We start from the raw sequence: 21,973 nt of genomic DNA, 5'->3' as shown, positions 1-21,973 counted from the left end.
CTAGTCATTGGGGACGTTCTTTAATGACTAGTCGTTTGGGACACTCTTTGCCAGCCAGAAACCCGGCACTTGGGGACGTTCCTTATGTGCCGGCACTTTAGGAACGTCCCCAAGTGCCGGATGGCGAAGAGTGTCCCCGATAACTAGTCATTAAAGAACGTCCCCAATGACTAGGTTGACGCCGATGTCTTGGCAATGTCAGCGAAAACGACCCCAAGCGAGCAAGGTGACATGAAATGAAAGGGCGCTGACCTTCTGGTCGCGCCCTTGAAATTGAACGTCAGATTGCCGCTTGGGGTCGTTTGCAGCGTCGAGCAGTTACGCGGTTTGGTAAAACCGCGTAACTATAAAGCCTCGAGCGCGTTGGCGATGCGCTTCATGGCGGCGTCGGCGGCGGCTTGGTCGGGGGCTTCGGCCAGCACGCGAATCACCGATTCGGTTCCGCTCTTGCGCACCAGCACGCGGCCCTCGCCCGCCAGCGCGGCCTCGGCCTCGGCGATCGCATTCTGCACGCCCATGTTCTCGAGCGCGGCATCCTTGTCGACCACGCGCACGGCAACCTGCGCCTGCGGCAGCAACTTGCACGGAGCCGTAAGCTGCGAGAGCGTCTCGCGCTCGGCACGAATCACTTCCATCACACGCAGCGAGGTCATAATGCCGTCGCCCGTGCGCTCGATATCGCCAAAGATCGTATGCCCCGTCTGCTCGCCGCCCAGGCTGTAGCCGCCCTCGCGCATCTTTGCATACACGTGACGGTCGCCCACGCCGCTGGTCACGGCGCTCAGGCCGGCAAGCTCCAGCGATTTGATCAGGCCAAAGTTGCTGGCGATCGTCGGCACCACGGTACCGCCCGAGAGGCGCCCGTGCTTGTTCAGATACACGCCGCACACGTACAGGATCTGATCGCCGTCGACCACGCGGCCGCGCTCGTCCACGGCCAGGCAGCGGTCGGCATCACCGTCGTAGGCAAAGCCCACATCCAGGCCCTGCTCCACCACGTGGCGCTGCAGGCGCTCCATATGCGTAGAGCCGCAGTCAACGTTGATATTAAAGCCATCGGGCGCGGCATTGATCACGCGCACATCGGCGCCCAGCGCGTCGAACACCGGCTTGGCCACCGAGGACGCCGAACCGTTGGCGCAGTCGATGCCGATCTTGACGCCCTGCAGCGAAAAGTTCGCGCTCGCGATGAGCGAGGCAATATAGCGGTTGCGACCCTGCATGTAGTCCACCGTGGCGCCGATGTGGTTGCCCGTGGCCAGCGGCACCTCGCTCTTGCCATCGATATAGTCCTCGATGAGCTCCAGCACGTCCTCGTCCATTTTAAAGCCGTCGCTGTTGACGAGCTTAATGCCGTTATCGCAAAACGGGTTGTGGCTCGCGCTGATCATGATGCCGCAATCGAAACAGCCCTCCACGGTCTGATGCGCCACGCCCGGCGTGGGGATCACGTGCAGCATATATGCGTCCGCACCGCTCGCGACCAGGCCACTCACCAGCGCCGCCTCGAACATATAGCTCGAGCGACGCGTGTCCTTGCCCACGATCACGCGTGCCTTGCGCTCGCGGTTGGCGCCGTAATACCAGCCCACAAAGCGGCCGATCTTATAAGCGTGCTCTACCGTCAGCCCAACGTTGGCCTCACCGCGAAAGCCGTCGGTGCCAAAGTACTTCATAAGAGATCCTCTCTATAGACAAAGGCGCGCCGCCAAAGCAACGCGCCGCCAGCCTATTATCCTTTAAAGCAACCGCAGGGGCTACACCGTGAGGAACATCATCACGATGATCATGGCAAAGCCGATAAGGTCGGTCGGCAAAAACACCGTGCCCAGCATAACGGCACTCGTGATGGTCGCCGAGACCGGCTCCACGGTTCCGATGAGGCTTGCGCGGACCGAGCCAATGTCCTTAACGCCCTGCATATAGAGCATGTAGGCAAAAAACGAACCGATGACCACGAACACCGCGAGCGCCTCGATACCGGCAACATCGAGCGCCGGCATATGCGCCCAAGGGCGAACGAAAGCACACGAAACGATGCCCGCCGTGAGCATAGCCGAACCCGTGACGATGGGGCTGCCATATTCGGGCAGGATCTTGGCGGGGATCACCGCCATGCAGGTGGCGCTGACCGCACACATAAGGCCCGCGACCAGGCCGAGCGGCGAGATGCTCAGGCTGGTGGGGTCACCGCCGGTGGCGATCAAAAACGTACCGCCCAGAGCCAAGCCAATGCCGATAACCTCGCGCGTGCGCGGCCTGCGGCGGTCGATAACGCAGGTGTATTCCATAATGATGACCAGCTGCAGGCACTGAAGCACCGTCGCGGTTCCGGCATTGGTCAGGCGCACGGCCGAAAGATAGCAGAACTGGTTGAACAGCAGGCCAAAAGCGGTAAAAAGCAGCAGTTGTCTGCGGTCGGCGGGCGTGGTCCAGAGTTTAACCAGACGCTCGCGATCGCGCGTGACCACCACGGCCATAAAGAGCAGACCGGCGAGAATCTGGCGCACACTCATAAGCCACAGGGTATCAACGTGATAGGTATCGAACAGGAAGCTCGCGCTGGTACCCGAAAAACCCCAAAACGAACCACCCACCAGCGTGGCCAGAACGCCCGTAATCATCTTGCGCGTCGACGCACTGTTCAGGCGGTCGCGCCATGCACGGCGGGTACTGCGGCTGAGCTCGTCAGTGCCCTCGGGCACATCAATGTTCGATATATCGGTCATCGGCACCGAAGCCCCTGCGCCTTCGACCTGCTCGACACACTCTTTGCTCATTCCACTCCCCCGAAACAGCCTGGAAACAATTCGGCTTACCTTACCACGGCGAAGGCATCAGCTAGAGGCTTGTCCGCTTATCGGTAGGACAATTCCGCAGGCGTCTTTCCATAGCTCGATACCGCAATGGCCTTGCATTATGCGACAGCCAAATCGCGGCAGCAGGCTCTTTTGAAATGGATATAACAAAGCCCCCGAATTCCACAATGTAAGCGATTTTTAAAAATGTTCTTGCCACCGAGTTCAGGCTCCGTTATATTATCCCTTGCGCGCTTGCGCACCCTTGATCGGGCGTTTAGCTCAGGGGGAGAGCGCTTCCCTGACACGGAAGAGGTCAGAAGTTCAAATCTTCTAACGCCCACCAAATGTTCACAGCTCAGAGGCTATGTCTCTGAGCTGTTTTGTTTTATGTCGCCAAATCCGCTGGCAACTCCAACCGTCATCGCAACGTAACATCAATTCACCTGACGAATGGCTGCCAAACAAATTCAATACCCCAACATCAACAACAGCCGGGCACAAAACTGCGCCGCAAACTGCTCCAACCACCCTGCCCATGTACAAAACCGCGTCAGCGACCCAAGTGCCTATCCCGGCTGACTCCGTAGTCAATCAAAACCGCCCCAATAGCCACCGAGCCCGAGACCAACACGTCTCGAACCCATCCGCACCGCAACTTCTCAGCAAAACGCCGCGATGTCTGCGCCCTGCGGTATCCTTGAGCCACTTGCACCTGCAGCACCAAGGAGCCGCCATGCGCACCGAGCTCGATGTCCCCTTTTCGCACAAAGAAGAAGCCAAGGCGCTGGGCGCCAAATGGGACCGGACCAAGAAGATCTGGTATGTACCCAGCGGCGTCAACCCCGAGCCCTTTGCCGAGTGGCTGCCCGGTGTTGACCGATTCGACCCCTCAGCGCCGTATATATATCTAGTACTGGGCGAGCGCGAGTGCTGGAAGTGTCACAAAGAGACCTCGGTCGCGGCCTTCGGCATTCCCTATCGAACCGATAACGACGAGAGCATCGCCATCGCGCACGCGCCCAACGAAGCTGGGCACATTGCCATCGACACGGCCAACGCCAACGCACTCGCCATCGTGCCCGCTCTTGGCTGCGTGCCGGGCGAGATCCGCGACTACCTTCATAAGCGCTGCGGCTACAAGCCCGTAGGCGCGCGAGCCTCCAAAGCCCCGTCGCTCGGCAACACGTGCACCAGTTGCGACGCGCTGCAAGGCAGTCGCTATCTGTTCGAGGAGCCCTCGTCCCCGTTTGCCCTCACTGCCATCAACAAGCTGCCGGCACTGGAGTTTATACGCGTCGAAGTTGCCGGCGTCTTTGGCGTCCCGGCCACGCGTACCAATTTTGACCAGGCGCTCTTTACCTGGGCACGCGACCATCACGCCGAGTTCCACAAGCAGCTCGGTGAGGGGATTTATTTGTAGGGACGGAGAGGCCTTCACAGTCAGCTCCTCCGCATCACCTATCCCTCGTCGCCGGCGTCGTACACGATATCGAGGCCACAAACAGGGCATTTCTCCGGATACACCGGCATATGAACGCCTGTCCGTTTTCTCACTTCGTCGCTGAGCCTGTCGCGCGCATCGATGAACCGAATGTCGAGACACGGTATTTGCGAGCCGCAGCAAGGGCAGGCGACGACAAACGACCCGCGATCAACCTCTACGCTCGGAAACATATTGTTGTCGATAAGGGCACACGGCAGTTTTCCGTACTTCCCCATCGCAATATCGCCTCGCCAGCTCATACACGCTCCCCTCTCGCTATACAAATCAGGAAGAGCATGCACCGGCGAGCGTACGCGAGATTGCATCGCCACGCGATCCGATCAAACAACACGATCGTCAAAGAATGCCAAAGCCAAATACGCTAATACGGCAGAAGCCCCGCCTTTTCACGCTTCTTTTCCGAGCGATCGAACTCAATGCGATGGGCCTCAAGAAACACCGTATTGGGTCGCCACTGACGCTCATTCGGCTGCCTTAGCGTCGCACCCGCAAAGGAAGCGTAGTCAGTCTTATCCAGCAGGTACGATCCGCACAGCCGATATTCGCCGCAAACAGGCTCAAACGAAATCAGGTGAGCATCAAATAGGGAATGAAGGTCGCGCCGAAGCAGAATGCCGTTGCTGGCAACCTGCGATTTGGGTCCCGAGTAATTCTCGATATGCGCAGCCTCCAGAGCTTCGCTGACGCCGCAGTCCGACACCGCGCAACGGCCGTCATAGGCGGCAACGAGCTGTTTGCGGAACCATTGTTGCCCCAATCGCTCGCGCCTTAACGCATAGCGGACCTTTTCGTCGTCGGTCGCACCCTGTCCGGCAAACTCAATATCGACGGGCATGCGCTTCAGATAACTCATGTCGGGCGCAAAACGAGGGCCCGGCCCGCCTTTATGAACAGGACCGTGCAGAACAAACCATCCGTTTTCGGGCTCGAACCGCTCAACAAACGCAAGGCCGAGCACCTTATAGCCCACCTCGGTTGCAAATATGACTCCGACTGGAACGCCGCATTCCATGCAGTTGAGCATTTTACGGTTGTAATTCTGGTCTCGAAAACCAACGGTACCCGGCGCTTGAACCGAGTACTTAATGACCCACGTACCATCGTCCAAATAGAGCGGAGGCACATCGGTGTAGAAGCTCTTTTTAGAGTTATGGACCGAAAGCGCAAAGATCTTATTGGGATCTTGCTTCACCCGATCCTGGCCCGGCCAGAAGATCCCTGAATCCCGCGTTACGGGAAAGAAGTCCGAGCCAATTCTCAAACGATACTGATACTGAGGGCTATCTTCCTTGGTGTGGTGCGGAAGGCTGGTCCAAACGCCGCCGCGCTGCTCCTCACCCAGAAACCACTCCCATGCCTCAACGTATTCAGAAGGCACGAGACTGCAGGCACGGTCATAGCTTGGTCCATCCATCAACGGAACAGCAAGGTCAATGTCGTTCATCGCCAGCACCTACAACCATACGAACGCGAGTCATGCCCCTCAATAATATGACCGAGAGTCAATTATTACGAGATCTCATTCCGCGATCGGCACATCGTTGATGCTCTCGGTTTGCCGCTGGCGCGCTCGTACCCCGCTACCCCACTCCTCTGTATACTGATGTAGCACGTGTTTCATCCGGGCTTGTTGGACCGGATTGTTCATGGGAGGGTCTTATGGCTGCTTCGAATCCGCCTAAGGGGAGCGTTTCTTCTTCGTCCATCAAGCCGGTTACGCGCAAGGCCGTGCGTTGCCAGCGCGAGGTCGCTTGGCTTGTCACGCAGGCGGCGGGCAGGCTCGTGGCGACCACTCAGGACGTCAACGCGCCTACGCCGAGCTTTGTGCTGGCAGCGGCGCTGGATTTTGTGCGCCAATTGGAGCTTGCCGCACAGGATGCCAGCGGCCACCTCGACTACCAGAATGTTATGGCGCCCGACCTGCAAACGTTCTGCCACATGGCCAAGTTGCCCGCCGCGCCCAATGCGCTTTCGGACGCAGGCTACATGTTTACTCTTTCGGGCGCGGACCTTATCCGCGACATCTATACATACTGCAGCGAGCTCGCCGAGCGCCATGTCTTTGACGCGGCTGAAGTCAAACCGGGATATGTCATCAAGCTGGTTCTTAGGCTGTTCTTGATGGACGGGTTCGCGGCCATGCCGGCCCATGCCGGCGTAAGCCGAGTCTTTAGCATCACCGTCAACTGGGCAACAACCGCTTAACCTTAGTGGGCGCCAATCGAGAGTCGATTATTGGGTCGCCTCGTCCGCTAACGCATCTATCCCACGCGCTCCGACAGTCGATACTTGCGGTTGCGGCTCGTCGCCGGCGCCGTGGGCTCAAGCTCGCCTTGAGCAATGAGCGCGTTGACGCGCGACCTAACCTGGGAAATTGTGAGCCCCGTGCGCTCTGCCAGCTCACGCGTCCCCAGCTCGCCGTAATGTTTGAGTGCCGTCACAATTAAGCCCCCGCCATGATCGACCGGCTCGATCTTTGAACGGTAAAGTACGACCTTGAACCGATCGAACCCCGGGCAGAACAGGGGCTCGGCGAGACCATGCGCGCGCATGGCATCGATCATCATCGGGATGCCCGAGCCATTGCCCTCAGCCGGCGAACCTGCGCCATCCGGCAGTGGAACAATCGACATGAGCTTCACAAGCGTCGCATTGCGACATCGGGAGCTGCCGTCAAACAGGTTCTCGCGAGTCTTTCCTCCGTATAGGCCGCCGGGGTTCGTCACCTCGATACGGTCATCAAAGACGTCAACAGCGATCGACTGCCCACAGAACCGATCTCCGTATTCTCGGTGGATTACGGCGTTGGCGATTGCCTCGCGCAGGACCTCCTCGGGAATCTCCAGCGAGTCGACACGCGAGACGCCTTGGATCGTCGAGGTTCGCCGCAAATTCTTAGCGACTGCCGCGACGGCATCCGAGATCATTTCGCCCAACGTTCCCTCGCAGATCGTACGGTCCATGAACCTCAACGACCCCGCCGCGCCCTTCTGCGTTCCGGCATAGACCGCCACATCGATAAAGAGCTTGGGATAGAACTGCTGAGGATAGGCACCCGCGGCCAGGAGCCCGGCCTTAGTAACATTGCCCTGGGAGTCGAGGAAATTCAGGCGCTCCAGCTTCGTTTTCTTGTCCGGCGCGCCGCGCATTGCACGGGGTGTCAGCGAGAAAGCACGCTCTATCGTGCGGTCGACCAGGGCCTCGTCAAGATCGCCTGCGACCGCGCCGGGTACTGCATCGCGATCACTGGGGCTCGTCCGTTCATACGATGACAAGGACAGGACCTCAGTCGACGAAAGCGGGACATCTTTGTCATCGATGCGTTTGTAGCTGCCGCCTTGAGCGCCCCGCTCTATGACATAACAAGGCTTGCTCGACGGGTCGAGCTCCTCAATCGCGATGACCAGAACCACGGTGCCCTGAAGCTCCACGCGTTCAATGGTGTATTTGGGCGGATTGGCCAGTTTTCCGCGGCCGCCGGCATCACCCATGCCCGCTACGAATTGGTTGAGCACCTTCTCGGTCTCAAAGTTCTCGACCGGGATAAAGCCCGCGCGCTCGCTCACGCCGAGCACGATAATTCCGCCAGCGGTATTCGCGAATGCACTAACCGTTTCCCATACGTCGCGGGAAAGCGTCGTGGCGCTCTCCTTGACCTCGACGTTAAGATCGTCCGAGCCCATGCGCCTTAAAGACTCGAGCAGACCGGTCAGCTCGTTTTCGTTCATCTGCACGTCCTTTCGCTCGGCCCGGCGGAGAATGCCGCGAATAGATTTCCTTCGTCTCTCAGTTATCTCTCGTAATTATCTCTCATCTTACTGCTATCTCTCATATTAGAGATAAGTGAGAGATGAAAGAAAAGATGTCTGCCATCTGTTTCATTTAAACATGTTTTTACTGGTAGAACAATCAGTATTGAGACAATACCATGATTGCTTGTCTCTTTGCTGCTCAGTTATCTCTCATATTTATCTCTCGTCTCTCAGTTATCTCTCATATTAGTGACGAATGAGAGACGAGATATACGTGGGTGATGGACGAGCGTTGATTTTTGGACGGTCGGAAAATCCCTCAAACAAAAAACGGGGCCGGCCTTACGCCGAACCCCGTTTTCAAACGGTCAGTTAGTTATCCAACGCGCGAGCATAGCAGTCAACATTACGCCGCCGCGAACACTCCCAAGCCCGTTCCGATGATGCAGATCGCGAAGATGCCAATAATAATCCAAATGGTCTTGACACCCTTTTTGTACAGGGCAACGCAAGCGAACGTTGCCAGCAAGGGCAGCAGACCGGGGAAGATCGAATCGAACAGATCCTGCAGGACAATCTCCGAACCACCCACGTCAAAGGTCAAAGCAGTGGACAGCGAGACCTGTGCCGCAATCATGGCGCCGATAACGGTCATTCCGAGGACACCGGCAGCATGCGTCATGCGAGACATAAGGTTGTTCTCTTCGGACTGCTGCAGGAACTTGGTTCCCAGGTCGTATCCCAGATGGGCGGCGACGATACGCGTTGCAAAGTTAATCACGGAGTAGATGAGCGCGTACACGATGGGGCCGAGCGGGTTGCCCGTCGACGCGATGCCGATACCAATGCCGGCGGCGACCACGCGGAACGTACCCCAGTAGAACGAATCGCCAATGCCGGAAAGCGGTCCCATGAGGCCGACCTTCATGGCGTTAATCGAGGACGTGTCGAAGTTCTTATCGGCAGCCGCCTGCTCTTCCATCGAAACCGTAAGGCCGGCTACAAACGGAAGCACATGAGGCGTGATGTTAAAGAACTCGGTATGGCGATCAAGCGCCGCATAGTAATCGTCGTCGTTGGGATAGATCTTTCGCAGGGGCTTCTGAATGGTGTACATGAAGCCCATTGCCATCATCTTGTCGTACGACTGCGAGCACTGGCTCGTAAACTGGCGAAGGAACATGCTCCGATACATATCGGGGCTCATAATCGCGTCCTTCTTGGCCTCTTTGAGGTCGGTGTTCTGGGTAGCCATTAGAAGTCCTCCTCTTCATCTGCAGCAACCGTCTGCGGACCGGACGAGCCCTCGCGGAAGGCCAGGAGCAGTGCGACGCAAATGGCAGCTGCGGCGACGCCGATAACGTCCATCTTGAGGTAAATGACCATAATGAATCCCAGGAACAGCCAAGGAAGCAGCTTGTTATCGCCCATGGTCCTAATAAGAAGTGCGAAGCCGATGCAGACCATGACGCCGGATGCAACGTTGAGGCCGTCCATCACAAACTGCGGAATCGCGTTGAGCGCATTGTTGATGAGGTCGGCACCAAAGAACAGCGAGCAAAACACCAGCAGTGCAGACGGAATGCCAATCGACAGCGGCACGACGGTCAGATGGTACAGGTTCGCCTTGGCAAGATCGCGATTTGCCAGAGCGGTCTCAATCTTCTTGCAGGCAAAGGCACCCGGAACGGCGTAGCAGAAGTTGCGCCACACCTGAAGGAAGACGGAGACGGGAAGGGCGAGTGCGACGGCAGTTGCCGTGCCCGTACCCGTAATGACGGCAAACGCGCAGCCAAGCACGCCGGAAGCATAGACCTCGGGAGGAACCGCCGCACCGACCATAATGGCGCCCATGAACATGGACTCCAAAGCAGCGCCGACGATAACGCCCTGCTGGACATCGCCAAGGATCAAGCCAACGAACAGGCTCGTAAACAGCGGACGACCAAGCATCGTAATGCCAAATAATTGCTCGTCCATGGACGCAATAAATGCGACCAGTGCAACTAGAAGATACTGGACAACCATTTCGATCAACCCCAGAAACAGGTCTGCAGGCGAGGCATTCTGCGCAGCTCGCCTGCAGACAACCGCAGCAATTTGAGAGGATTAGTAGTTCATCTGGTGATAGTAACGACGCGTGGTGAGCGGGTGGTTACGGACGTGCTCGAGATGGCAGCTCAGACGCTCGGTGATGGTGTAGGTGACCATCGGGGAGACGATCTTGCGGAACTCGGGGTCGCTGAACGGCAGCTCGACCTCGGCGGTGTCGAACTTGTTCACGCGGACATGGACGCCCTTCTCGTCAGCGAGCATGTGAGTGAAGTTGTCCACGCGGTCCATGAGCTTACGGGTGTCGTCCTCGCCGTAGAGCATGATGAGGCTCGTGCCCTCCTCGCACAGCTCGATGGTGCCGTGGAAGAACTCGGCGGCGTGGATGGACTTGGTCTTGATCCACTGCATCTCCTCGAGAATGCACATAGCGTAGTCGTAGGCCTCACCCCAGAGCATGCCGGAACCAATCACCATGTGGTAGTCGGTGTCTTTGAAGTCCTCGGCCATGGCGGCGCAGCGCTCGTCCTGAGCGTCCTTGGCCTTGATGAGGTACGGAGCGATGTTGCCGAACTCCTCCATGAAGGTGTCGTACTTGGGGAAGGCGCCGGCGTTCTTGAGGAAGCGGGCGACCAGCGTAATCTGGTAGGTGTAGATGGCCTCGCACAGGACGTCGTCCTCGGCGAAGCTGAAGAACTTGTAATCGGCGTACTCAGTGGCCGGGGTGTTGTCGTTGGAGACATACATCAGCGTGCGGGCGCCCTGCTCCTGGCAGAACTTGGCGGCCTCGATGATCTCGGGGGTGGTGCCGGTACGGGTGGAGAAGACGCAGACCGAGTCCTTGTTGAAGGTCTTGGGCGGGCATGCGAGGAACTCAGCGGCAATCTCGCAGTGGACGTCGACGTCGGCCGTGGTGGTCTCGACCCAATACTTCATCGGGAGCGTGTGGGCCCAGGTGCCGCCGCAGCCGATGAAGAAGATGTTGGAATAACCCTGCTCGCAGACCTTGTCCACGGCAGCCTCAATCTGAGGACGGAGAGCGAGGGCATCGCTCACAACCTTCTCGTAACGAGGCTCATCGAAATTGAACATCCCTTACTCCTAACTCACTTGGATGAACCCTTCATTCATCCCATGACGTTATAATACTTTATATAACTAACTATGCAAGAACTATTTCAGATTTTTTTGATTTTTCTTTAATAAAAAGCCCGCCGATCAAATGATCGACGGGCTTAAGAAAGGAGGACCTGATTAATAAATGCCAGACAATGGCATGTTTCCAGCTAGAAAACGTCCTTGGCAAATACCTTTGAGTCATTGGGGACCTGACGGATTTCGATAACCACGCCATCGTTGACAAGCTCTTGGATATGCTCGGCATCGGTTTCGGTCGCAAAGATCGCGGGGGTCGGATGAAGCGTGGTCTCGGGAGACTTTCGAGTTCCGCCCAAATTGATCTCCTTGATGTCTTTGCAACCCTTAGCAAGGCGATAGGCATCCTCGATCGTCTCGACAATGATAAACAGCGAATACTTGTCGGTGACGCCGCTGTTGAGCGCCTCGATAGCAGCGTCAACATCCTTGATGACGAGTTTAACGCCGCTGGGGCGGGCGAGCCTCAAAGCGGCTTTTCTCATATCGTCTTTTGCCACGGCGTCGCTGGCACACAGGATGCAATCGACGTCCAGCGCATGTGTCCAAGACATGGCGACCTGGCCGTGAATCAATCGGTAATCAACTCTCGTAAGCTTAATCATCGTAATCATCTCCGCACGTAATAAAGGTAATGACAGGCGTGGCCCTTAGCTAGGGCTCGAACCAGAACTAACTAGAACTCTTCTTCTTCGACATCGGCAAGCATGTCCGCCGCCTCACAAAGCATGATAAACGAACGTGATCCCTCGACCGCGGCTTTGGCCTTGTCCGCATCCAGGGAGTCCAGCTGTGTAGCCATTTCCACCAGCAGCGGCAAGTTCATTCCGGTGATCAACGTAAACGATCCGGCGGTCTGCCTCTGAATGAATTCGTTGTTTACAGAGCCACCAAAGATGTCAGTCACGACAAACCAAGAGTCGGCAGGGTCCCTCGTCTCCATCCAAGCATCGATAAGCGCTGCGACATCCCTCGTGTCGTCATCGATATAGGCGCACAGGCACTCGATTCGGTCGTTAGTGCCCATCAGAATCTCCAGAGAGCTTTTCATGCCTTGGGCGAGATAACCATGACTCGCTAGCAATATCTTATTCATAGTTCTCCAATACCAATAGGACGTACTATATTGTCATAACAAAGTATATTAGCAATCTACCCTACGCGGTGTGTCTATTTTCCAAATCCGCGAACGGTAGCAATTGGTCGGTAAATCGACCAATCTATCTCTAATTTACAAGTAGAACTTCAGTCGCTCGGTGCAGTACACCTGACGGGAGATGAAAAGCGGCTCGCCGCTTGGAGCATAACGTCTATCGACAAACAGAAGCAGCGGAGAGTCCAGCTCCACGTTAAGGTATGCCGCCTCGAGCTCGCTCGCATAGCAGACCTCGAGCGTACGCGTGTTGGGGCCCATCTTGATCCCCTGGCGATCGAGTACCGCCATCAGCGAATCCTCGAGGGATTCATGCTCCAAAAAAGAAAGCGCAGCAGAATAGCTATTGGTTTCCAGCATCGTGGGCTTGTCATCCACAAGGCGCAGACGACGACTACGCAATACCTTTTGGGTATCGTCTACGCCCAGGAACTTCGCGTCTCGCAGGCTTGGGAAGTCCCAGCCCATTGCGAGAACCCTGGTAGACGCCTGTTTTCCCGCAAGCTGGCACGAATGGGTAAAGCTCTCACGGTCGTCCGCGGCATACATCTGTGTGTCCGACGAAACGAACGTGCCCTTGCCGCGGGCCCTCTCAACAAGCCCAGCATCTTCCATTTCTTTAATTGCGGAGCGAACCGTTATTCGGCTCACGCCAAATTGCTCGATGAGCTCCGCCTCGGTCGGAAGCTTATCTCCCGGGCGGTACGTGCCGTTGGCGATCGAATCAGAGAGCGCACGGACAATCTGTTTGTACAGGGGGATAACGCTATTTGCTTCAACCATATCAACCATACCTTTGCAAGGAATCAGCAGCTTATAGATAGATGACTTATATTGTATTAGAACTTTTTAGGAGTCCATATATTTCCTAAATGATTCGGTAAACGGGGTGTTATTTCACTTTAGCGGGGTGCAGCGGCTACCAGCGGCATTCGTTATCAACCTAGCTAGGCTAGTCCACCCACATCGTCTTCAGTTCGCCGCAGAGCCGCGGCCCCATATGGGTATACTCTCGGGGATTCGACTCGATTCGCCCCCGCTGGGGCGTCAAAGGAGACTGCATATGCCCACCACCTCAACCGACCCGCGCGCCGCTGCTGCCGCGCTGCTGGTGCCCGGTACCACCTGCCACGGTTTTGCCGTCGAGCGCTGCGAGACCGTGCCCGAGCTCGACTCGGACGCCTACGTGCTGCGCCACACTGCCTCGGGCGCTCGCCTGCTGTACCTGGCGTGCGACGACGAAAACAAGGCCTTTGCCATTGGCTTTAAGACGCCGCCGGCCGATTCCACCGGCGTGTTCCATATTCTTGAGCACTCGGTGCTGTGCGGATCGGCCAAGTTCCCCGTCAAGGAGCCATTTGTCGACCTAATCAAGAGCTCCATGCAGACGTTCCTCAACGCCATGACCTACCCCGACAAAACCATCTACCCCGTTGCCACCACCAACGAGCAGGACCTGTACAACCTGATGGACGTGTACCTTGACGCGGTGTTCAACCCGGCCATCTATACCAAGCCCACCATTTTTGAGCAGGAGGGCTGGCAACACGAGCTGGACCTGCCAGAGGGCGCCGAGAGCGAGGGCGACGGCAGCGCCGCCAGCCTGCGCGAGGGCACGCTGCGTTATAACGGCGTGGTGTTCAACGAGATGAAGGGTGCGCTGTCCGACCCCATGAGCGTGCTGGACGACGCCGTCAACGCCGCGCTCTATCCCGACACCGCCTATGCGCACGAAAGCGGCGGCGACCCGCGCGCGATTCCCGCGCTCACCTACGAGCAGTTCCTGAACACGCACGCGCGCCACTACAATCCTTCCAACTCCTACATCACGCTCTACGGCGACCTGGATGTGGACCGCGCCCTGGCCTTTTTGGACGAGCGCTATCTGTCGCAGCCGAGTGCCGCAAGTCGGCGCATGGACGCAGCCGTTGCCGCCGGCGAGGACCCGTCCACGCTGGCGCCCAATCCGCTGGATGCGCAGACGCCCGTGACCTGCGAGTATAAGCGTGTCGAGATGGCCACCACGCCCGAGAACGCCCTGGTGGGCCTGGGCCTGGTGCTGGGCAGCGCGCTCGACCGCAAGCGCACAATCGCGGCGGACATCCTGTTCGAGGCACTGCTGGGCTCCAACGAGGCACCAGTTAAGAAGGCCATTCTGGCCGCCGGCCTGGGCGGCAACGTGGTGAGCTACACCGCGGCCGAGAGCCTGCAGCCCTACGAGCTCATCATGCTGCAGAACGCGCAGCCCGGCGTGGCGCGCGAGCTGCGTCGCGTATTCCAGGACGCCTGCCGCGACCTGTGCGAGCACGGCGTTCCGCGCGAGCGCCTGGAAGCTATCATCAGCAGCAACGAATACGACCTGCGCCAGCGCGACTATGGCATCGCCGATGGCGTGGCCATTGCGTGCGACGCGCTGAGCACTTGGCTCTACGATGACGACGCCGCGACGCTGGCGCTCAAGTACGGCCCGGTGTACGAGGAGCTGCGTGGCGAGCTGGACGGCAGCTACTTTGAGGACCTTCTGCGCGAGCTCGTGCTCCAGAACGATCACATGGCGCTGGTCGAGTTGGTTCCGGTAGACGCTGCCGAGGGTGCGGAGAGCGCCGAAGCTGCCGAGCTGGCTACCAAGCGCGACGCCATGACCGATGCCGAGCTGGCGGACGTGGTCGAGCGCACGGCCGCGCTGCGTGCCGCGCAGGAGGCCGAGGACACGCCCGAGGACAAGGCCACGCTGCCGCGCCTGCGTGTATCCGACATTGGCGAGGCGCGTCCCGAGCCGCCGCTGGTTGTGGACACGACCGCGCCCATCCCCTGTCTGCGCCACGGCATCCCCACCAACCGCCTGGCCTACGCCATGCAGTATTTCGACCTGAGCTGCGTCGCATTTGAGGACCTGCCCTACGTGACGCTGCTCTGCCGCCTGCTCAAGCAGCTGCCCACGCGCGAGCACTCGGCCGAGGAGCTCGACAACTTGCTCGCCGGCAAGCTGGGCTTTTTAAGCTTTACGACCGAGGTCATGACGCAGCCCGACGTGGACGGCGTGCGCCCCTACCTGCTGGTGAGCGCCGGCGCCCTGTCCGAGAAGATCGACGCGCTGGCGAGCCTGCCGCGCGAGGTGTGGTCGAGCACGCTACTGGCGGATGCCGACGCCGACCGCGTTCGCGACGTGCTCACGCAGATTCGCATTGGGCTTGAGCAGGGCTTTATCAACAACGGCCACTCGGCGGCGCTGGGTCGCGCGATGAGCTACAGCTCGCCTTCGGCCGTGGTGCGCGAGCAGCTTTCGGGCGTGGACTTCTACCTGTTCCTGCGCGATCTGCTCGAGCACTTTGACGAGCGACTGGACGGCCTGCGCGCCAAGCTTGCCGAGCTGGCAGACCACATCTTTGTGGCCGATGGCTGCATGGCGAGCTTTACCGGCAGCGACGAGGACTTTGACGCGTACTGGGATGCCGCGGGCGACCTGGGGCTTGACGCGGGTGACGGCGCCGATGCCGGCCGCAACGCGCTCGTGGTGCCGGAGCCGCGCGACCGTCACGAGGCTTTCGTCATCCCCAGCGACATCTGCTTTGCTGCGCGCGCGTGCGACCCGCGCCGTCTGGGCATTGACGTGACGGGCGCCTGGGCGGTTGCCGCCAACGCGCTCTCCTACGACTACCTGTGGAACGAGATCCGCGTGAAGGGCGGTGCGTACGGATGCGGATTCCGCGCGGCCGGCGAGCGCCAGACGGCGTTCTACACCTACCGCGACCCGGCGGTCGATCCTTCGATTGAGCGCATGGAACGCGCGGGCGCATGGCTCGGCAGCTTTGAGCCCGACGAGGCCGCCTTCGAGGGCTTTATCGTGAGCTGCGTGAGCGGCATGGACGCGCCCGTGAAGCCGTACGCGCTCACCAAGCGCCGCAATACGACCTACCTGGCTGGGCTCGATCCGCACGCGCGCGAGGAGCGCCGCGCCCAGATGCTCGCGGCCACGCCCGCTGAGCTTCGCTCGCTCGGCGCCGATGTGACGCGTATTGCGGCCGTCGCACCCACCTGCGTCTTTGGCGGCCGCGACGTCATCGCCAAGAGCAACGCCGGCTTTAACGTCATCGACCTGCTGGGCTAACACACAAAGGTAGATTTTTGGGACATGCCTGAAAATCTACCTTTTCTTTTGCCGCGGACCGGGCAGGCGGCCCGACTTCGGCCCGCCCCGTCCCACCAGTTTTGTCTCGATCTGTAACAGCTAGGCCCATTTATGTCGAGTTACTGTTACAGATCGAGACAAACCGCCGCAGACATCCGCCCTTCAGCAAAAACCACCGCAAAGGGGACAGGTGTCTTTGTGTTGATTCGAACACTTGTTCTATACGTACACATGTTCTATAGTAGGGATGCTTGCATCGGACTTAAATTGCAACTAGGATATAGTTGCAGAATGTGAGGCGGGATGACGCGGACCGATAAACTCATCGCCCAACTACTTAGCTGCCCTTCGACGTATCGGTATACCGATTTTTTAAAAGTCATGGCTTCATATGGCTTTGAAATGGACAACAAAGGCAAGACATCCGGATCGCGCGTTCGCTTCTACAGGCCATCAGATGGCAGGATGTTCGTAATGCACGCGCCACATCCATCTGACGAATTGACAGCGGGGACCATTCGAAACATCGTTCGATTTCTGCAAGATGTCGGAGGTAGTCATGAGTAACGTTTTGGCATACAAGGGTTATTTCGCCCCAGTCGAGTTCGATGCCGAACAGCATGTGCTAACAGGTATGGTCACCGGCATTAGGGATGCAATTGTGTTTGAAGGCTCTACGGTTAAAGAAGTGGAACAATGCTTCCACGACGCCGTCGACGATTACCTTGAGTTTTGCGCCGAGAAGGGCAAGGAACCCGAGCGGGCTTTTAAGGGGTCGTTCAACGTAAGAACGGGCTCTGAGCTCCACAAGCAAGCAGCGCTGGCAGCGGCAAAGAAGGGTGAGTCACTCAATAAGTTTGTGACTGAGGCGATTGCTGCGGCGTTATAGCATTAACGCACAGGCCCAAACAACCACAAAGGGCGCAGTTCACAGGCATATTTGCGGTGACTTTACTGCCCATATCGCGTTTGCCCAGATAAAACCTGCCAAAATAAACCTGTCCCTTTTTGGTAGGTTTGGGAGATGAGGCTGGGATGGATAAGGCCGAGTTGCGGCGGGCGGTGATTGCCCGGCGCGATGCTCTTGATTTGGATGTTCAGGCGGCGAAGTCTGCTGTTGTATGCGCGCGGCTTGTTGAGCTGCTGGATCGCTTGGATGCCGCGGCGCCGCGCACCGTTGCCGTCTATGCCGCGATGGGTTCCGAGGTCGACCCAGCCGCGTTTGCCGCTGCGGCCGCCGCGCGCGGCTGGCGTGTAGCCTATCCATGCATGCTCTCGGCAACAGACGCCATGGCTTATGGCCAGCGCATGTGCATGCGGGCAGCCTCTGCCGGCAATACGTCCGAGGCCCCGTTTATCGCCCACCCTACGCGGGCCTTCGCAGCCACGGACATCGACGGCAGCCGCTTCCCCACCGTGCCTGCCGTGGCTCTCGACATGATTATCGTGCCACTCGTAGCCTTCGACCGCACCGGCGCGCGCCTGGGCTACGGCGGCGGCTGCTATGACCGCTACCTGCCCACGCTCTCGCCCGCATGCCAAATCATCGGCATCGCCTTTGACGAGCAGCGTGTCGACCACGTTCCCACCGACGCCCACGACCTGCCGCTACCCCACATCGTCAGCGCCTAGCCGCCGCTGTATCGCACCCGCAAGATGAGCGTGGAAAATCTCCCACTTTGAGCCCCCTTACGAGCTAAAAACGGGAGATTATCCACGCTCATTCAACAAGCGTCCGAAAATCCACGCTCGTCCGTCCGATTTTCCACGCTTGTGCAGCCAAACGCTCTGCAACTGCCTCAGCACGCACGCGGCACGCCGGCGACCTTGAGCTTGCGATCGAACTTTGTCGGATCCCTTAGATCATCCCAGCACAAGCGCACGATCTTGCAGTTATCAAGCAGCGAAAGCCTCGACTCGCGCTGGCGCTCATCGAACTGCGTCTTCGCGAGCTTGCCCTCCTCCGCTGCCTTCTCGCTTTTAACAAATCCGTCGAACTCCCCGATAATCAGCCGGTCGCCCACGCGCCACAAGTAGTCGACGCGATACGGTCGTCCCGGCTCAACCGGGTCGAACAGCTCAACTTGCAACTCCGGCGTCTGCCAGCCGCGCTCGATCATCAGGGCACGCGCCTTGGACTCGCCGCCGCTTTCCGACAGCCCATCGGCACATCGTGCAACCCTGCGCGCCGTCACAACACCGCGACGATTCAGGCCAAGCTTGTCGACAGTCTCAACGAGATGCTCCTTCGACAAAAGTTGCTCATGGAGCGCCGAATCCGCGATGATCAGTCCCTCGACAAACGATGCATCGACCAAGCAATCCGTAATCGTTTGATCGATATCGGTTACGGCGATATCCATCTGGGTGGCCCGTGTTTGACGAGCATAGCGATGACGAATGACCTGAGAGCCCGGCGTCGTCGATTGGGGCGGCATCGCGGCGATATGGATGTGCGTCAAATTGGCATGCGAAACCGAAAGGCCATAGATAACAGCCGCCGTATAGGAGCAAAATGTCCAGTCGGGGTGCTTTTGCGCAAGCGCCCGCACCCGATGCAGATAACGCTGCCGAAACTTGAGCTCGGACCAGTATTCCGGACGCGCATACAGCCCCGGCATGACCGCTTCGAGACTTCCCGCCTCCGCCCGCCGCTGAATTTGCTTTGCCTCCGCCGCCGTGCGCGCGTACACGCAGCTCATCTGCTGTTCGCATGCTTTAATGTGACTTGCAAGCCTTTGATTCGCCGTCATGTTTCCCATGTCGCCTCCCAAATCTTGGAACGGCGCAAACGTACCAGACGGTTTCATGCGAAGTCTGACCAAATACCGTCCAGGCGCTGACCAAATGCTTGACGGTTTTGGACGTTTTAGGCTGATGTCTTATATCTGCAGGTAGGGCGGTTGTCGAGAGGTCCCTGTCTCCACATTTTGAGGCCTTGGTCCATCGGATTATCAGAAAGAAAAACCCGTCGAGATTCAAGACTACGCCAAATGCGACTTTGCCTCTGCACGCACCGTCGCTTAGCCGAGCCATCGGCATCTACATGCCTAAAAAATGAGCGTGGATAATCTCCCGTTTTGAGCCTAGTTTCAAGCCAAAAGTGGGAGATTATCCACGCTCGATTTGTAAATGTCCGAAAATCCACGCTCGTCCGTCCGGATATCCACGCTCGTCACGCCGCCGGCACAGCAACAGCCGTAGCCTAGTGCTCCTCGCCGGCGCGGGCCAGGTCGTAAGGCGTGGTCTGGTAGACGTAGTAGTTGAGCCAGTTGGTGTAGAGCAGCTGAGCCTGGCTGCGCCAGACGTTGCGCGGCTCGGCGGCGGGGTCGTCACCTGGGAAGTAATGCGCCGGCACCTGGGGGTTGAGCCCACGCTTCACGTCGCGCTCGTACTCCAGGCGCAACGTGTCGGTGTCGTACTCGGGATGGCCAAAGACAAAGAAGCGGCGGCTGTCGGTCGACTTGACGATGTACAAGCCCACCTCGTCGGACACGGCCACGACCTCAAGCTGCGGCTCGGCCTCCACGTCCTCGCGGCGCACATCGGTGTTGCGCGAATGCACGGCAAAGAAACGGTCGTCGAAGCCGCGGACCAGCGGGCTTTGCGGCTTCACCAGATAATGCTCGAACACGCCGCTCGCCTTTGCCGGCAGGTCGTGCTTCTGGATACCGTAATGATGGTAGAGCCCCGCCTGCGCGCCCCAACAAATGTGCAGCGTAGAGTGCACATGCGTGGTGGACCAATCCATGATCTGGCAGAGCTCGGGCCAGTAGTCGACCTCTTCGAACGGCATCTGCTCCACCGGCGCGCCCGTGATGATCAGGCCGTCATAGTGGATGTCGCGGATGTCGTCGAACGTGCGGTAGAACGTCTCCAGGTGGCCGGCGCTTACGTGCGTGGCCTCGTGCGTCTTGGTGCGCAGCAGGTCCACCTCCACCTGCAGCGGCGTGTTGGAGAGCTTGCGCATGATCTGCGTCTCGGTGGCGATCTTGGTGGGCATGAGGTTGAGGATGAGCACGCGCAGCGGGCGGATGTCCTGGTGCAGCGCGCGGTACTCCGTCATGACAAAGATGTTCTCGCTCTCGAGCTGCGCGGCGGCAGGGAGGGCGTCGGGAATGCGAATGGGCATGGATGCTCCTTACGAGTCAGTTGCAGCTATGGTACAACGACCGGCCCCATCCGAGCGAGCACATCACCCAGCGATGCCGTCAGCGGCCCAAATCACCCCAAAAGTAGAGATTAGGGCATGTCCCAAAAATCTACGGCGCTTTAGTCTAGCAAAGTGGCAGCTGGACGCTACAATGGTTCGACGCGAAAAACTCGGCCGAAAGGATACTCATATGTACCAGACGCGTAAGATCGGTGTGGTCGGCCAGGGCCACGTAGGAGCACATGTCGCCAACAGCCTGCTTATGCAGGGCATTGCCGACGAGCTGTACCTGTGCGATATCAACGAGGCCAAGGTGACGTCCGAGGTCCAGGACCTGCGCGACTCCCTTTCGTTTGTCCCGTATAACACCAAGATCGTCAACTGCTACGACCACTACGAGGAGCTGGCCTGCTGCGACGTCATCGTCAACGCCGCCGGTAAGGTCGCGCTGGCCGCTGGCAACCGCGACGGCGAGCTGTTCTTTACCACCGACGCCGCCCGCTCCTTTGCCAAGCGCATCGTCGACGCCGGCTTCGACGGCATCTTCGTGAGCATCTCCAACCCCTGCGACGTCGTGTGCACCGAGCTGTGGCACCTGACCGGCTACGATCCCAAGAAGATCATCGGCTCGGGCTGCGGTCTGGATTCCGCCCGCCTGCGCACCGAGATCTCCAAGAAGGTCGGCGTGAGCCCCAAGTCCATCGACGCCTACATGATCGGCGAGCACGGCTTTAGCCAGCTGGCTGCCTTTAAGGCCGCGACCATCGCCGGCAAGAGCCTCAACGAGCTTCAGGCCGAGAACCCCGACAAGTACGCCTTTGACCACATGGAGGTCGAGGAGCTCGCGCGCAAGGGCGGCTATGTGACCTACCAGGGCAAGCAGTGCACCGAGTACGCCGTCGCCAACTCCGCCGCGCGCGTCTGCGCCGCCGTGCTGCACAACGAGCACGCCGTGCTTTCCGCCTCCACGCTCATGACCGGCCAGTATGGCGAGGAGGGCATCTTCACATCCCTGCCGTGCGTGATCGGCGCCGAGGGCGTCGAGGAGGTCTACACGCTCGACCTGTCCGAGTACGAGCTCGAGGGCTTCCACAAGAGCTGCCAGCACATCCGCGACAACATTGCCCAGCTCGACTGGTGGGACGCCGAGGCCTACGACGCAAAGTAGGCCGCTGGCTGCCGCAACCTTGCGAATCTAAGCGCGATACCAAGCGGGCCGCGCCGGAAATCCCCGGCGCGGCCCGCCTTTTTGACTCACGCAGTGCCCTTGCGAA

At 58.8% G+C, this 21,973-nt stretch carries 20 protein-coding genes and 1 tRNA gene; 8 read left to right on the top strand and 13 right to left on the bottom strand.

The annotated features are described in order from the left end of the window. Nucleotides 1-344: 344 nt before the first annotated feature. Together glmM and AB5Z20_RS02570 are read right to left on the bottom strand one after the other, a co-directional pair. Nucleotides 345-1,676 (bottom strand): phosphoglucosamine mutase, encoded by a 1,332-nt coding sequence (gene glmM / locus AB5Z20_RS02575; RefSeq protein ID WP_368156146.1) that lies wholly within the window; start codon nt 1,674-1,676, stop codon nt 345-347. An 81-nt stretch (nt 1,677-1,757) separates the two neighbouring features. Then, complete coding sequence (locus AB5Z20_RS02570) at nt 1,758-2,780, bottom strand: DMT family transporter (protein WP_368156145.1); 1,023 nt, start codon at nt 2,778-2,780, stop codon at nt 1,758-1,760. 289 nt (nt 2,781-3,069) lie between these two features. Here AB5Z20_RS02570 and AB5Z20_RS02565 point away from each other — a divergent pair. After that, a tRNA-Val gene (locus AB5Z20_RS02565) sits at nt 3,070-3,144 on the top strand. Between the two features lie 390 nt (nt 3,145-3,534). After that, nucleotides 3,535-4,221 carry a DUF5710 domain-containing protein gene (locus AB5Z20_RS02560; RefSeq protein WP_368156144.1) on the top strand — a complete coding sequence of 229 codons (687 nt, stop codon included), beginning with the start codon at nt 3,535-3,537 and terminating at the stop codon, nt 4,219-4,221. A 38-nt stretch (nt 4,222-4,259) separates the two neighbouring features. Here the strand turns inward: AB5Z20_RS02560 and AB5Z20_RS02555 are convergent, their stop codons facing one another. After that, nucleotides 4,260-4,544, bottom strand: a complete 285-nt coding sequence (locus AB5Z20_RS02555) for a hypothetical protein (RefSeq protein WP_368141544.1) — start codon at nt 4,542-4,544, stop codon at nt 4,260-4,262. A gap of 122 nt (nt 4,545-4,666) precedes the next feature. Next, nucleotides 4,667-5,749 carry an HNH endonuclease gene (locus tag AB5Z20_RS02550; RefSeq protein WP_368156143.1) on the bottom strand — a complete coding sequence of 361 codons (1,083 nt, stop codon included), beginning with the start codon at nt 5,747-5,749 and terminating at the stop codon, nt 4,667-4,669. A gap of 215 nt (nt 5,750-5,964) precedes the next feature. Between AB5Z20_RS02550 and AB5Z20_RS02545 the strand changes: the two genes are divergently transcribed. Further along, nucleotides 5,965-6,510 (top strand): hypothetical protein, encoded by a 546-nt coding sequence (locus AB5Z20_RS02545; protein ID WP_368156142.1) that lies wholly within the window; start codon nt 5,965-5,967, stop codon nt 6,508-6,510. Between the two features lie 56 nt (nt 6,511-6,566). Here AB5Z20_RS02545 and AB5Z20_RS02540 read toward each other — a convergent pair whose 3' ends face one another. The 7 genes from AB5Z20_RS02540 to AB5Z20_RS02510 form a co-directional block, all read right to left on the bottom strand. After that, the gene (locus AB5Z20_RS02540) at nt 6,567-8,033 is read right to left on the bottom strand and encodes an ATP-binding protein (protein ID WP_368156141.1); all 1,467 of its coding nucleotides are present in this window, start codon (nt 8,031-8,033) and stop codon (nt 6,567-6,569) included. Nucleotides 8,034-8,463: 430 nt separating this feature from the next. Next, the gene (locus tag AB5Z20_RS02535; protein WP_320676563.1) at nt 8,464-9,312 is read right to left on the bottom strand and encodes a PTS system mannose/fructose/sorbose family transporter subunit IID; all 849 of its coding nucleotides are present in this window, start codon (nt 9,310-9,312) and stop codon (nt 8,464-8,466) included. After that, on the bottom strand, nt 9,312-10,085 hold the full coding sequence (locus AB5Z20_RS02530) for a PTS mannose/fructose/sorbose/N-acetylgalactosamine transporter subunit IIC (protein ID WP_271748895.1): 774 nt from the start codon (nt 10,083-10,085) through the stop codon (nt 9,312-9,314). Before AB5Z20_RS02530 ends, AB5Z20_RS02535 begins: the two co-directional genes overlap by 1 nt. Before the next feature lie 81 nt (nt 10,086-10,166). Next, nucleotides 10,167-11,201 (bottom strand): SIS domain-containing protein, encoded by a 1,035-nt coding sequence (locus tag AB5Z20_RS02525; protein WP_022094037.1) that lies wholly within the window; start codon nt 11,199-11,201, stop codon nt 10,167-10,169. Between the two features lie 194 nt (nt 11,202-11,395). Beyond that, a complete protein-coding gene (locus AB5Z20_RS02520) occupies nt 11,396-11,869 on the bottom strand; it encodes a PTS sugar transporter subunit IIB (RefSeq protein ID WP_250786915.1) in 474 nt (157 codons plus the stop codon). Between the two features lie 71 nt (nt 11,870-11,940). Beyond that, nucleotides 11,941-12,360, bottom strand: a complete 420-nt coding sequence (locus tag AB5Z20_RS02515) for a PTS sugar transporter subunit IIA (protein ID WP_320676570.1) — start codon at nt 12,358-12,360, stop codon at nt 11,941-11,943. Nucleotides 12,361-12,495: 135 nt separating this feature from the next. After that, on the bottom strand, nt 12,496-13,200 hold the full coding sequence (locus AB5Z20_RS02510; protein WP_215674199.1) for a GntR family transcriptional regulator: 705 nt from the start codon (nt 13,198-13,200) through the stop codon (nt 12,496-12,498). Between the two features lie 280 nt (nt 13,201-13,480). Here AB5Z20_RS02510 and AB5Z20_RS02505 point away from each other — a divergent pair, with 280 nt between their 5' ends. The 4 genes from AB5Z20_RS02505 to AB5Z20_RS02490 all read left to right on the top strand — a co-directional run bounded on the left by AB5Z20_RS02505 (nt 13,481) and on the right by AB5Z20_RS02490 (nt 18,178). After that, nucleotides 13,481-16,525: an insulinase family protein gene (locus AB5Z20_RS02505; protein WP_368156140.1), complete on the top strand. Its 3,045-nt coding sequence runs from the start codon at nt 13,481-13,483 to the stop codon at nt 16,523-16,525. A gap of 324 nt (nt 16,526-16,849) precedes the next feature. After that, nucleotides 16,850-17,113 carry a type II toxin-antitoxin system HicA family toxin gene (locus AB5Z20_RS02500; protein ID WP_117839829.1) on the top strand — a complete coding sequence of 88 codons (264 nt, stop codon included), beginning with the start codon at nt 16,850-16,852 and terminating at the stop codon, nt 17,111-17,113. Then, the gene (locus AB5Z20_RS02495; RefSeq protein ID WP_343006541.1) at nt 17,106-17,435 is read left to right on the top strand and encodes a type II toxin-antitoxin system HicB family antitoxin; all 330 of its coding nucleotides are present in this window, start codon (nt 17,106-17,108) and stop codon (nt 17,433-17,435) included. Before AB5Z20_RS02500 ends, AB5Z20_RS02495 begins: the two co-directional genes overlap by 8 nt. A gap of 146 nt (nt 17,436-17,581) precedes the next feature. Next, nucleotides 17,582-18,178: a 5-formyltetrahydrofolate cyclo-ligase gene (locus AB5Z20_RS02490; protein WP_368156139.1), complete on the top strand. Its 597-nt coding sequence runs from the start codon at nt 17,582-17,584 to the stop codon at nt 18,176-18,178. 167 nt (nt 18,179-18,345) lie between these two features. On the opposite strand, the gene AB5Z20_RS02485 is transcribed toward AB5Z20_RS02490, so the two are convergent. Next, on the bottom strand, nt 18,346-19,308 hold the full coding sequence (locus AB5Z20_RS02485; RefSeq protein ID WP_346964789.1) for a hypothetical protein: 963 nt from the start codon (nt 19,306-19,308) through the stop codon (nt 18,346-18,348). A gap of 443 nt (nt 19,309-19,751) precedes the next feature. Then, nucleotides 19,752-20,678: a homoserine O-acetyltransferase MetA gene (gene metA / locus AB5Z20_RS02480; RefSeq protein WP_368156138.1), complete on the bottom strand. Its 927-nt coding sequence runs from the start codon at nt 20,676-20,678 to the stop codon at nt 19,752-19,754. A gap of 211 nt (nt 20,679-20,889) precedes the next feature. Here metA and AB5Z20_RS02475 point away from each other — a divergent pair, with 211 nt between their 5' ends. After that, nucleotides 20,890-21,867: an L-lactate dehydrogenase gene (locus AB5Z20_RS02475; protein WP_195245863.1), complete on the top strand. Its 978-nt coding sequence runs from the start codon at nt 20,890-20,892 to the stop codon at nt 21,865-21,867. Nucleotides 21,868-21,973 lie beyond the last annotated feature (106 nt).

It is taken from the genome of Collinsella aerofaciens (genome assembly GCF_040910245.1).
Lineage (GTDB): Bacteria > Actinomycetota > Coriobacteriia > Coriobacteriales > Coriobacteriaceae > Collinsella.
The sequence above is the reverse complement of the archived record's forward strand: the minus strand, read 5'-3'. Positions and strand labels throughout refer to the sequence as shown.